This window comes from Methylibium sp. (assembly GCF_013817345.1).
Taxonomy (GTDB): Bacteria; Pseudomonadota; Gammaproteobacteria; order Burkholderiales; family Burkholderiaceae_C; genus Methylibium.
Window position 1 is genome coordinate 1 of record NZ_JACDCW010000113.1, and the last position, 11,909, is coordinate 11,909.

At 67.6% G+C, this 11,909-nt stretch carries 10 protein-coding genes; 3 read left to right on the forward strand and 7 right to left on the reverse strand.

Annotated features, from left to right (window positions below; all coding sequences use genetic code 11):
* Window positions 1–115 precede the first annotated feature (115 nt).
* From H0W40_RS16945 to sucC, 3 genes are all read right to left on the reverse strand, one after another.
* Complete coding sequence (locus H0W40_RS16945) at window positions 116–847, reverse strand: TerC family protein (RefSeq protein ID WP_292448555.1); 732 nt, start codon at window positions 845–847, stop codon at window positions 116–118.
* 187 nt (window positions 848–1,034) lie between these two features.
* The gene (sucD, locus tag H0W40_RS16950; RefSeq protein WP_292448557.1) at window positions 1,035–1,928 is read right to left on the reverse strand and encodes a succinate--CoA ligase subunit alpha; all 894 of its coding nucleotides are present in this window, start codon (window positions 1,926–1,928) and stop codon (window positions 1,035–1,037) included.
* Between the two features lie 10 nt (window positions 1,929–1,938).
* The gene (gene sucC / locus H0W40_RS16955; RefSeq protein ID WP_292448558.1) at window positions 1,939–3,108 is read right to left on the reverse strand and encodes an ADP-forming succinate--CoA ligase subunit beta; all 1,170 of its coding nucleotides are present in this window, start codon (window positions 3,106–3,108) and stop codon (window positions 1,939–1,941) included.
* A gap of 297 nt (window positions 3,109–3,405) precedes the next feature.
* Between sucC and argC the strand changes: the two genes are divergently transcribed.
* A complete protein-coding gene (argC, locus tag H0W40_RS16960; protein WP_292448561.1) occupies window positions 3,406–4,356 on the forward strand; it encodes an N-acetyl-gamma-glutamyl-phosphate reductase in 951 nt (316 codons plus the stop codon).
* A 120-nt stretch (window positions 4,357–4,476) separates the two neighbouring features.
* Here the strand turns inward: argC and H0W40_RS16965 are convergent, their stop codons facing one another.
* Window positions 4,477–5,016 (reverse strand): RecX family transcriptional regulator, encoded by a 540-nt coding sequence (locus H0W40_RS16965; RefSeq protein WP_292448563.1) that lies wholly within the window; start codon window positions 5,014–5,016, stop codon window positions 4,477–4,479.
* A gap of 133 nt (window positions 5,017–5,149) precedes the next feature.
* On the reverse strand, window positions 5,150–6,235 hold the full coding sequence (gene recA, locus H0W40_RS16970) for a recombinase RecA (protein WP_292448564.1): 1,086 nt from the start codon (window positions 6,233–6,235) through the stop codon (window positions 5,150–5,152).
* Window positions 6,236–6,374: 139 nt separating this feature from the next.
* Between recA and H0W40_RS16975 the strand changes: the two genes are divergently transcribed.
* Both H0W40_RS16975 and H0W40_RS16980 read left to right on the forward strand, forming a co-directional pair.
* Window positions 6,375–7,046: a response regulator transcription factor gene (locus tag H0W40_RS16975; RefSeq protein ID WP_292448566.1), complete on the forward strand. Its 672-nt coding sequence runs from the start codon at window positions 6,375–6,377 to the stop codon at window positions 7,044–7,046.
* A 156-nt stretch (window positions 7,047–7,202) separates the two neighbouring features.
* Window positions 7,203–8,714, forward strand: a complete 1,512-nt coding sequence (locus tag H0W40_RS16980) for a sensor histidine kinase (protein ID WP_292448568.1) — start codon at window positions 7,203–7,205, stop codon at window positions 8,712–8,714.
* Window positions 8,715–8,830: 116 nt separating this feature from the next.
* Here the strand turns inward: H0W40_RS16980 and rodA are convergent, their stop codons facing one another.
* Together rodA and mrdA are read right to left on the reverse strand one after the other, a co-directional pair.
* Entirely contained in the window at window positions 8,831–9,991 is a 1,161-nt protein-coding gene (rodA, locus tag H0W40_RS16985; RefSeq protein ID WP_292448570.1) for a rod shape-determining protein RodA, read from the reverse strand.
* A 70-nt stretch (window positions 9,992–10,061) separates the two neighbouring features.
* Window positions 10,062–11,909 (reverse strand): penicillin-binding protein 2 (gene mrdA / locus H0W40_RS16990; protein ID WP_292448573.1); only part of this gene is annotated, 1,848 nt, incomplete at its 5' end.

Consider the following 11,909-nt stretch of genomic DNA (forward strand, 5'->3'; position numbering starts at 1 on the left):
CTGCTGGGTCGCGCGTGCCGCGCGCCGGCGCCACGCCAGCACGAAGCCCGCCACGATCAACAGCAGCCCGAGGCCGAGCCACAGGGCGGCGGAGCTCATGCCGGGCCCCGGGCGCTCAACTCGCGTGCGTGACCGGCGTGCGGTTGCGGCCCAGCCATTTCCCGACCGCATAGACCAGCAGCGCGCCGCCGATGCCGGCGCCGTACTTGATCATGTCGGTCTGGGCGATCTTGGGAATCTGCTGCCACACGTCCGGGTTGGCCAGCGCCGGGTCGCTGATGAGCATGGTGCCGGCAATCCAGCCAAGCAGCATGCCGCCGGCGGTGATGATCATGGGGAAGCGGTCCATCAGCTTGAGCACCATCTGGCTGCCCCACACGATGATCGGGATGCTGACCAGCAGGCCGAAGATCACCAGCGGCATCTGGTGCGCCTGGCCCGCGCCCTGTGCGGCACCGGCGATGGCGATGACGTTGTCGACGCTCATCACCAGGTCGGCAATGATGACCGTCTTGACGGCCCCCCAGAGCTTGTCGCTGCCCGTGATGTTGGAGTGCGGGTCTTCGTCGTCAGGCACCAGCAGCTTGATGCCGATCCACACCAGCAGGATGGCGCCGACGATCTTGAGGAAGGGAATGGCCAGCAGCGTCAGCGCGAAGAAGATGAGGACCACGCGCAGGAAGATCGCGCCCGCCGTGCCCCACAGGATGCCCATGGTGCGCTGCTGGGGCGGCAGCTTGCGGCAGGCCAGTGCGATGACCACTGCGTTGTCGCCGCCGAGCAGGATGTCGATCATGATGATCTGACCGACCGCCACCCAGAACTCGGGCGTCATGAATGCTTCCATTTGCGCTTCCTCTTGAGATGCGTGCCGCGGCAGGTCCGGGCGACGGGGGAGTGTAGGGGGACCGAATGGGGGCCTTTCGGCAAGGGATGTCCTGTTGCTCCCCGTCCCGGCAGGCGAGGTGTGTGTGGGCCCGGCGCGTGCGAGGCCCCTCACCCAGCCTCTCCCCAAGGGGAGAGGAGCGGGAGTCTTAGAGCAGTCCCTTGAGCAGCTTGGCCATTTCCGAGGGATTGCGCGTGACGGTGAAGCCGCACTCCTCCATCACGGCCAGCTTCGCATCGGCGGTATCGGCGCCGCCGGAGATCAGCGCACCGGCATGGCCCATGCGCTTGCCGGGCGGCGCGGTCACGCCGGCGATGAAGCCGACGATGGGCTTCTTCATGTTGGCCTTGCACCAGCGCGCGGCCTCGGCTTCATCGGGGCCACCGATCTCGCCGATCATGATCACGGCATCGGTGTCGGGATCGTCGTTGAAGAGCTGCATCACGTCGATGTGCTTGAGGCCGTTGATCGGGTCGCCGCCGATGCCTACGGCGCTGCTCTGGCCGAGGCCGAGTTCGGTGAGCTGCGCCACCGCTTCGTAGGTCAGCGTGCCGGAGCGCGAGACCACGCCGATGCGGCCCTTGCGGTGAATGTGGCCCGGCATGATGCCGATCTTGATCTCGTCGGGCGTGATCAGGCCGGGGCAGTTCGGGCCGAGCAGCAAGGTGCGCTTGCCGCCGGCCGCTTCCTTGGCAGCCATGCGGTTACGCACCTCGAGCATGTCGCGCACGGGGATGCCTTCGGTGATGCAGATTGCGAGGTCCAGGTCGGCCTCGACCGCCTCCCAGATGGCGGCGGCGGCACCCGCCGGCGGCACGTAGATGACGCTGACGGTCGCCCCGGTGGCCGCCTTGGCGTCCTTCACCGTAGCGTGAATGGGAATGCCTTCGAAGTCTTCGCCGGCCTTCTTCGGGTTGACGCCCGCCACGAAGCATTCGCGGCCATTGGCGTAATCGCGGCAGCCGCGGGTGTGGAACTGGCCGGTCTTTCCGGTGATGCCCTGGGTGATGACCCGGGTGTTCTTGTCGATCAGGATGCTCATTGCGGTGTCCTCAGGCTTGCTTGGCGGCGGCGGCAACGACGGCCTGCGCGGCATCGGCCATGGTGTTGGCGGCGATGATCGGCAGGCCGGAGTCGGCCAGCATCTTTTTGCCGATGTCTTCGTTGGTGCCCTTCATGCGCACGACCAGCGGCACGCTCAGGCCGACCGCCTTGCTGGCGACGATGACGCCGTCGGCGATGGTGTCGCAGCGCATGATGCCGCCGAAGATGTTGACCAGGATCGCCTTGACCTCCGGGTTCTTGAGCATGATCTTGAAGGCCTCGGTGACCTTCTCGGCGGTGGCGCCGCCGCCCACGTCGAGAAAGTTCGCCGGCTCACCGCCGAACAGCTTGATGGTGTCCATGGTGGCCATCGCCAGGCCGGCGCCGTTGACCAGGCAGCCGATGTTGCCGTCGAGCTGGATGTAGGCGAGATCGAACTTGCTGGCTTCGATCTCGGCCGGGTCTTCCTCGTCGAGATCGCGGTAGGCGACGATCTCGGGATGGCGGAACAGCGCGTTGCTGTCGAAGTTGAACTTGGCGTCGAGCGCCTTGATGTTGCCGTTGCCTTCGAGGATCAGCGGGTTGATCTCGGCCAGGCTGCAGTCGGTGTCCATGTAGCAGCGGTAGAGCTTCCTGAGCACATCGACCGCCTGCGCCTGCGAGGCCTCGGGCACGCCGATGCCGCGCGCGAGCTCCAGGCCTTGTGCGTCGGTCAGGCCTACAGCCGGGTCGATGAAGACCTTGAGGATCTTCTCCGGCGTGGCGTGCGCCACCTCCTCGATGTCCATGCCGCCCTCGCTCGACGCCATCATCGCGACGCGCTGCGTGGCGCGGTCGGTGACTGCGGCGACGTAGTACTCCTTCTTGATATCGGCGCCGTCCTCGATCAGCAGGCGCCGCACCTTCTGGCCGCCGGGGCCAGTCTGGTGGGTCTTGAGCTGCATGCCGAGAATTTCACCCGCAAGCGCCTTGACCTCTTCGATCGAGCGGGCCAGCTTCACGCCGCCGCCCTTGCCGCGCCCGCCGGCATGGATTTGCGCCTTGACCACCCACACGGGGCCACCGAGTTTTTGGGCCGCCTCCACGGCCTCCTGCACGGTGAACGCCGGGTAGCCACGCGGCACCGGCACGGAAAACTGGCGCAGGATTTCCTTGCCTTGATATTCGTGAATCTTCATGGGCTTACTCTCGGGATCGGGAAAGTTGGGGTGGGCATGTTGGAGCCGGCTCGGCCTCGCTGCCAGCAGAGTCGCAGACGCGCCAAGCGCAGCACGCTGCATCGTTGGCTTCGATACCCCGAAACCGGCGCGGACAGGGCAGGAGGCGCACCGCCAAGCGGTCGCTGTGGAGCGCCGCGCACTTTAGCATCCTGCATTGCACCCGAAACTCGGCCCCGCACTGCGGCGCTACCATCTGGCCGTCCTGCCTTGTTGAACGCCTGAACGACTCCTTGTCGCCTGTCTCGCGAACGCCTCATGAACCAACAATCCGCCCGCATCTTCATCGACGGCGAAGCCGGTACCACGGGCTTGGGCATTCGCGAGCGGCTGGCGGCGATGAGCGGCGTCGAGCTCGTCAGCATCGACCCCGCCCTGCGCAAGGACGCCGGCGTCAAGCGCGAGCTGATGGCCAGCGTGGATCTGGTGGTGCTGTGCCTTCACGACGACGCTGCGCGCGAGACAGTGGGGCTGGCTGACAGCCTGCCTGGCGGCGGGCCCCGCATCATCGACGCCAGTTCGGCGCACCGGGTGGCGCCGGGCTGGGTTTACGGCTTTCCCGAACTAGCCACGGAGCAAGCAGACGCGGTACGCAAGGCGCGGCGGGTGAGCAACCCCGGCTGCTACCCGACCGGGGGCATCGCGCTACTGCGCCCCTTGGTCGACGCCGGCCTGCTGCCGCCCGACTATCCGGTGGCAGTGCATGCGGTGAGCGGCTATTCGGGCGGTGGGCGCGCGATGGTCGAGGCCTTCGAGGCCACCGGTCCGGCGCGCAACGCGCCGGCCTTCGAGCTTTACGGCCTGGGACTCGAACACAAGCACCTCGCGGAGTTGCAGCGATATGCCCGGCTCGATCGCCGGCCGATCTTCGTGCCGAGCGTGGGCAATTTCCGGCAAGGCATGCTGGTGCAGGTGGCGCTGCACCTGGACCTTTTGACCGGCCAACCTACGCCCGCCAATCTGCAGGCCGCCCTGGCCGCTCATTACGCGGGCAGCGAGTGGGTTCGCGTGCTGAGCGGTGAAGAGCTGGCTGGCGAAAGCGGCAGGATCGAGCCCGAGGCCCTGAACGAGAGCAACCGGCTCGAATTGCGCGTATACGGCAACGACGCCCGGCGGCAGGCTGTTCTCGTGGCGCGGCTCGATAACCTGGGCAAGGGCGCCTCGGGCGCTGCTGTGCAAAACCTGCGGCTGATGCTCGGCTTGGACTGACGGGCAAGAGGTTTGCCGCGACGGTTCGTTCGTTCGGTCGTTGCGGATCGGTTGGCTTTGTGGCCCTGCGGCCGAGCCTGACGGTGACCGGACGGCCGGCGACAACGCGAACGAGCCGCCTCATTCGCCTTCTTCGTTTTCTGCGCCTTCGCCTTTCACCACTCGCCGTACGGTTTCGGCGCTGAAGCCGCGTGCGGCGAGGAAGCGCATTTGTTTGGCGCGGCCGGCCGTGTCGCCCGCCGGCGCACCGAAGCGCCTGGCCCATACGGCGTGCGCGCGCGGCAATTCGCTGGCTTTGAGGCTGGTGTCGGTTTGCTCATCGACTTCGAGGCCGTGTTGAGCCAGTTCCTGCCGGATGCGCAGATTGCCGAAGCGCGAGGCGCGAGCGGTGACCCGCGTCTCGACGAAGCGCTCGGCGCTCAGCAGGTCTTTGGCGGTCAGCCAGTCGAGTAGCTCATCGACCTGCCGCTCGTCGGGCGGATCGGAGGGGGAATCGTGGAGCACGGTCGCGCTGTCAGCGGCTGCTGGCGCGTGAACGCCGGCCCTCGCCAGCCGGTCGATGTGCGCAAGCAATTTGCGCCGCAGTTCGAGCCGACTCTGCTCGCGCTGGGCGATCAGGCTCAGAGCCTTGTCCTTGAGCGAAAGAGCGGGGCGCTGCACTTTCGAGTGGTCCCGGCTCAGAGTGCAGTGGCTACCTTACGACTCCGCAGGCGCATTCATCCGGCCTTGGCCTTGGGTTTAAAGCCGCCATGCCGCCCGCCCTGCCGTCCGCCAAGCCGCCTGCCGTTCAGCATTACTCGCCGCTGGCCGCCGCCTTCTTGCCCGGCTTGGGCGTAGCCGCCGGCTCGGCTTCGAGCGAAGGCAACAGCGCCACGCCGAGCGACTCGCGAATCTTGTTCTCGATTTCGTAGGCGAGGGCAGGGTTCTCGCGCAGGAATTCGCGGCTGTTGTCCTTGCCCTGGCCGATCTTTTCGCCCTTGTAGGCGTACCAAGCGCCGGATTTGTCGACCACCTTGGCAACAACGCCCAGGTCGATGATCTCGCCCTCGCGGCTGATGCCTTCGCCGTAGAGGATGTCGAATTCCGCAGTCTTGAAGGGCGGTGCGACCTTGTTCTTGACGACCTTGACCTTGGTTTCGCTGCCGATGACTTCTTCGCCGCGCTTGATGCTGCCGATGCGGCGAATGTCGAGCCGCACGGAGGCGTAGAACTTGAGCGCGTTGCCGCCGGTGGTGGTTTCGGGCGAGCCGAACATCACGCCGATCTTCATGCGGATCTGGTTGATGAAGATCACCATCGTGTTGCTCTTCTTGATGGTGGCGGTGAGCTTGCGCAGCGCCTGGCTCATGAGCCGCGCCTGCAGGCCGGGCAGGCTGTCACCCATTTCGCCTTCGAGCTCGGCCTTGGGCGTGAGCGCGGCCACCGAGTCGATGACGATCAGGTCGACCGAGCCGGAGCGCACCAGCGCATCGACGATCTCGAGCGCCTGCTCGCCGGTGTCGGGCTGGCTGATGAGCAGTTCTTGCAGGTTGACGCCGAGTTTTTGCGCGTATTGGGAGTCGAGCGCGTGTTCGGCGTCGATGAACGCGCAAGTGCCGTCCTGCTTCTGCATTTCGGCGATGACTTGCAGGGTGAGAGTGGTCTTGCCGCTGGATTCCGGGCCGTAGATTTCGACCACGCGGCCTCGGGGCAGGCCGCCGACGCCCAGGGCGATGTCGAGACCGAGCGAGCCGGTGGAGACGACCTGGATGTCCTCGACCACTTCGCCTTCGCCCAGGCGCATGATCGATCCCTTGCCGAACTGCTTTTCGATCTGCGCGAGCGCGGCTTGCAGGGCCTTGGCCTTTTCGGTGTTCAGTGCTTTGACGGGTGCGTCCATGGTGTTCTCCGTGATGCGCCGAATTATTGACCCAAGCTGGATGTTTGTACAGTGGTTTGTCGCTTGCAGGCAGTGCTCTCCCTACAATGAAACGATCTGAGAATCGCCGGCCGCCGACGCCACCGCAGGAGACACCCGCATGAGGATTCTCATCGCCGAAGACGACCGGGTTCTGGCCGACGGCCTGTTGCGCACGCTGCGCAAGGGCGGCTATGCGGTGGACCATGTGGCCAACGGCAGCGAAGCCGATGCGGCGCTCGCCGATCACGCGTTCGACATGGTGATCCTCGACCTCGGCTTGCCCAAGCTGCACGGCCTGGAGGTGCTGCGCAAGATGCGCGCGCGCGGCACGAGCACGCCGGTGTTGATCCTCACCGCCGCCGACAGCGTGGAGCAGCGCGTCAAGGGCCTGGACCTGGGCGCCGACGACTACATGGCCAAGCCGTTCGCGCTGGCTGAGCTCGAAGCGCGCGTGCGGGCGCTCACGCGGCGGGGCTTGGGCACGGCCGCCACGGTCATCCGGCACGGGCCGCTTTCATTCGACGCAACCGGCCGCGTGGCCTATGTGAACGATCAGATGGTGGAGCTGTCGGCGCGCGAGCTGAGCCTGCTCGAGGTGTTGCTGCAGCGTGCCGGCCGGCTGGTCAGCAAGGACCAGCTGGTCGAGCGCCTGTGCGAATGGGGCGACGAGGTGAGCAACAACGCCATCGAGGTCTACATCCACCGCCTGCGCAAGAAGATCGAGCAGGGACCGGTGCGCATCGCCACGGTGCGCGGCCTGGGCTATTGCCTGGAAAAAATCCCCGGCTGATGAGAGCACCCACGCGCCTGCGGTGCTGTCCTCGGAAGAATCGCGCAGCGGCCGCCGGGCGGCCCGGCGACGGCTGCGCGACGATCCCCATGCACCTGCGGTGCTGCCCCCCGGAGGGGCGCTCAGCCCTCTCGGGGCGGCCCGGCGAGGGCTGAGATGGACAAGCTGCGCGGGCAGCGCTCGCTGTTCGGGGAGATCCTCGACTGGATGCTCGCGCCGCTGCTGCTGCTGTGGCCGATGAGCGTGGCGCTGACCTGGCCGGTGGCGCAGAGCATCGCTCACCGGCCTTACGACCGCGCCCTCGGCGAAACGACGCGCGCGCTGGCACAGCAGATCCGCGTGGAGCGCGGCCGCGTCGCCTTCACCTTGCCGACCGGCGCCGCCGACCTACTGCGTGCCGACGAGTCCGATCAGATCTACTTCCAGGTGCTCGGCGCGCGCGGCGAACATGTCGGCGGCGACAGCACCTTGCCGGTGCCGCCCGAAGACGAGGTTGCCGCCGTCGGCGAGCTGCGCTACCGCGACGACCAGGTGCACAACCAGGATGTGCGCGTGGCCTACCTGTGGGTGGCGCTGCCCGGCGCACCGCGCATTCCGGGCACCGCCGGGCCGGCGCTGGTGCAGGTGGCGGAAACGCTGGGCAAGCGATCGCAGCTGGCCACCGAGATCATCAAGGGCGTCATCCTGCCGCAGTTCGTCATCCTGCCGCTCGCGGTGCTGCTGGTCTGGCTGGCGCTGGCGCGCGGCATCGCGCCGCTGGGCGAGCTGCAGCGGCGCATCCGCCGGCGCGAGGCCGACGACCTGAGCCCGATCGACGAGATGGAAGCGCCCGAGGAGGTCTCGCCGCTGGTGCGCGCGATCAACGACCTGCTCGGCCGGCTCGACCGCTCGTTCGCGACGCAAAAGCGCTTCCTGGCCGATGCCGCCCACCAGCTCAAGACGCCGCTGGCCGGCCTGCGCACGCAGGCCGAACTGGCGCAGCGCGAGATCGACGCGGGCCAGCGCGATCCTGAAGCGCTCAAGCGCTCGCTGCAGCAGATCGCCCACGCCAGCCAGCGCGCCGCGCACATGGTCAATCAGCTGCTCGCCATGGCGCGCGCCGAAGACCGCGGCATGGCGGCGCGCGCCGTCGACGTCAACCTCGCCCGCCTGGCCACCGAGACGGTGCGCGATTTCGTTCCGCGCGCGCTCGAGCAGCGCCTGGATCTGGGCTACGAAGGGCCCGGCGCCGAGGGTGACAACACGCCCACCGAGCGCAGCCGGGTGCTCGGCCAGCCGCTGCTGCTGCGCGAGATGCTGCGCAACCTGGTCGACAACGCGCTGCACTACACGCCGCCCGGCGGCACCATCACCGTGCGCCTGATCTGCGATCCCTTCGGCCAGGTGGTGGTGCTGCAGGTCGAGGATTCGGGACCGGGCATACCGGCGAGCGAGCGAGAGCTGGTGCTGCAGCCGTTCTACCGCGTGCTCGGCAGCAACGTCGATGGCTCCGGGCTGGGCCTGGCGATCGTGGCCGAGATCGCGCGCCAGCACGCCGCGACGCTGGCGGTGACCGACACGCGCGAAGGCCCTCTGCCCGAAAACACCAGCCCGGGCGCGCGCTTCACGCTGCGCTTCGCGGCGTCGAAGCTGCCGGTCGAGCGGCCGACCGCCTCGGCGGTGGCATGAATGCGAAAGGCGTCAATGCTGCGGCCGGTGCCGGTGCCGTGGTGGTGCCCGGGGAGCGTCGGCAGTGCAAGGCGAACCGCGTCCTGCGGCTTCGCGCTTGTGAGGCGCCGCAGCGCTCAGCGCTGCATCAAGCGCTTGCTGCTGCGCGCGATCGACATCAGGATGCCCAGGCCCAGCCCGAGCGTCACCATCGCCGTGCCGCCGTAGCTCACGAAGGGCAGCGGAATGCCGACCACCGGCAAGATGCCGCTGACCATGCCCATGTTGACCATGGCGTAGGTGAAGAAGCTCAGGCTGATCGCGCCGGCGAGCAGGCGCGAGAACATGCTCGGCGCTTCGGCGGCAATCATCAGTCCGCGGAAGATCAAGAACACGAAGGCGAGCAGCAGCGCCACGCAGCCGGCCAGCCCGAACTCTTCGGCAAAGGCCGCGAAGATGAAGTCGGTGGTGCGCTCGGGGATGAAATCCAGGTGCGTCTGCGTGCCGTTCATGAAGCCCTTGCCAGTGGCGCCGCCGGAGCCGATGGCGATCATGCTCTGGATGATGTGGAAACCCTTGCCGAGCGGGTCCTGGGTCGGGTCGAGCAGCGTGCAGACGCGGTACTTCTGGTAGTCGCGCAGCAACACCCAGTCCACGCCGGGCTGACAGATGGCGGTCTGGAACCAGACCAGCCCGACGACGCCGACCAGCCCGATGCCGAGCACCGGCACGATGAGCTTCCAACTCAGGCCGGCGAAGAACATCACGTACAGCCCGGTGGCCAGCACGAGCAGCGAAGTGCCGAGGTCGGGCTGTTTGACGATCAGGCCCACGGGTACGGCCAGCAGCACAAAGGCCACCGCGAAATCGAGCTTGCCTAGCTGGCCCTCGCGGCGCTGGAACCACCAGGCCAGCATCATCGGCATGGCGATCTTGAGAATCTCGCTCGGCTGGATGACGATGAACTGCAGGTCCAGCCAGCGCGTCGCACCCTTCTTGGTGACGCCGAACAGCTCGACGGCAACCAGCAGCAGCACACCCAGCGAATACAGAGGCACCGCGATCTGCGCCAGCTTCTGCGGCGTGAGCTGGGCGACGACGAACAGCACGCCGAGGGCGATCAGCATGTTGCGCCCGTGATCGGCGAAAGTCGTGCCGTAGTCGTGGCCGGCCGAGTACATCGCCGTCATGCCGACGCCCGACAGCAGTAATACGGCCAGTACCAACAGGCCGTCGAACCCGCTGAAGGCCGGAGCGATGCGACGCCACAGCGAGGGCTCTTCGAACACCGCGCTCATCGGTCGATCTCCGCGCTGCGCGCGGCGGTATTCGCCTTGAAACCGGAGCGGCGACGCATGGCGATGCCCGTCATTGCGGCTCGCCTTTCGTCGCGGTCGCAGCCAAGCGGCGGGCCCGGGGTCGAGCCACCGCCGCGGCCGCGGCGGAAGCGGCCGTCGCCCTGGGCGGGGGCGCGAGGGCCGGCGCTCGGGTGGGTTCCGGCGGGCCCATCAAATTAGTCACAGGTGTGCCAGCGGTCGTCACCGCGCCCGGCGTCAGCGGCACGAGGGGCACCTCGGCGGCGAGGCGCGGCCTGCCGGTCGGCGGGCCGCCCTGGCCCTGTTGCTGCAGGGCGATGTCTTCAGCGCTGGGGTAGCGGCCGAGCAGCACGTAGTCGAGCACCCGCCGGGCGATCGGCGCAGCCGCGGCCGCCCCGAAGCCGGCGTTCTCCACGATCACCGCCAGCGCGACCTGCGGGTTCTCCACCGGCGCGAACGCGGTGTAGAGCGAGTGATCGCGCAGGTAGTCGTCGAGCTGCTTCTTGTCGATCTTCTCGTTCTGGCGCACGCCGACCGCCTGTGCCGTGCCGGTCTTGCCGCCGCTGCTGTAGGCGGCACCCGCGAAGACCCGCGTCGACGTGCCCTCTTGCGTCACGCCGTGCATGGCGCGCCGGATCACCTCGACGTGCGTGGGCGAGAGCGCAAGCGGGCTCACCGCCTCCGCCGAGATGAGCCGCCGTTCGCGCGTGATCGGGTCTTCGATCTCGCGCACGACGCGCGGCTCGAAGCGCTCACCGCCGGAAACCAGCGTGGCCATGGCGCTGGCCAGCTGCAGCATCGTGAAGTTGTTGTAGCCCTGGCCGATGCCCAGCGAGATGGTTTCGCCGGCATACCACTTCTTGTGCTCGGGGGTCTTGTAGTAGTCGCGCTTCCATTGCGTGGAAGGCAGCAGGCCGGTCACCTCGCCGTTGAGATCGATGCCGGTCTTGCGGCCGAATCCGAAGGGCAGCAACTGCTCGTGGATCAGGTCCACGCCCATGTCGGCGGCGAGCGTGTAGTAGTAGACGTTGCTCGACTTGACGATCGAGCGGTGCATGTCGACCGACCCCAAGCCGTGGTCGCCATGGCTGCGGAAGCGGTGGTTGCCGAACATGAAGGTGCCGGAATCATTGACGCTCTGCGACGGCGTGCGCTTGCCGCTGTGCAGCGCGGCCATGGCCATGAAGGGCTTGAAGGTCGACCCCGGCGGATAGGTGCCGCGCAAGGCCCGGTTGAGCAGCGGCTTGTCGATCGATTCGTTGAGCTCCTTCCAGCTGTCGACGTCGATGCCGTCGATGAACAGGTTGGGGTCGAAGGTGGGCTTGCTGACGAAGGCCAGCACCTCGCCCGAACGCGGATCGATCGCCACCAGCGCACCGCGGCGGTCGCCGAACAGCTCCTCGACCATCGCCTGCAGCTTGATGTCGATGGACAGGCGCACCGTGTTGCCCGGGGTCGGCGGGCTCGCGCGCAGGCGGCGCACCGGGCGCCCGCCGGCCGTCATCTCGACTTCCTCGAACCCGGTTCGCCCATGCAGCTCGGCCTCGTATTTCTGCTCGACGCCGAGCTTGCCGATGTGGTCGGTGCCCTTGTAGTTGGCGGCGTCCTCGGTCTCGTCGATCGCGGCCTTCTCGGCCGGATTGATGCGCCCCATGTAGCCCAGCACGTGGCTGGCGAGCGGGCCGTAGGGATAGTTGCGGAACAACCGCGCCTGGATGTCCACGCCGGGGAAACGGAAGCTCTGGGCGGTGAAGCGGGCCACCTCCACGTCGTCGAGCTTGGTGCGGATCGGCAGCGACTCGAAGCTTCTGGTTTCGCCCAGCAGCCGGCGAAAGCGCTTGCGGTCGCTCGCATCGATGCGCACGAGCTTGGCCAGCTCGTCGAGCGTCGCGTCCAGGTC

Coding starts and splice junctions, on each gene's coding strand:
- rodA (WP_292448570.1), bottom strand. CDS start 9,991: ATGAGCGCGGTGTTCGAAGAGCCCTCGCTGTGGCGTCGCATCGCTCCG.
- H0W40_RS16975 (WP_292448566.1), top strand. CDS start 6,375: ATGAGGATTCTCATCGCCGAAGACGACCGGGTTCTGGCCGACGGCCTG.
- sucD (WP_292448557.1), bottom strand. CDS start 1,928: ATGAGCATCCTGATCGACAAGAACACCCGGGTCATCACCCAGGGCATC.
- recA (WP_292448564.1), bottom strand. CDS start 6,235: ATGGACGCACCCGTCAAAGCACTGAACACCGAAAAGGCCAAGGCCCTG.
- H0W40_RS16980 (WP_292448568.1), top strand. CDS start 7,203: ATGGACAAGCTGCGCGGGCAGCGCTCGCTGTTCGGGGAGATCCTCGAC.
- argC (WP_292448561.1), top strand. CDS start 3,406: ATGAACCAACAATCCGCCCGCATCTTCATCGACGGCGAAGCCGGTACC.
- H0W40_RS16945 (WP_292448555.1), bottom strand. CDS start 847: ATGGAAGCATTCATGACGCCCGAGTTCTGGGTGGCGGTCGGTCAGATC.
- sucC (WP_292448558.1), bottom strand. CDS start 3,108: ATGAAGATTCACGAATATCAAGGCAAGGAAATCCTGCGCCAGTTTTCC.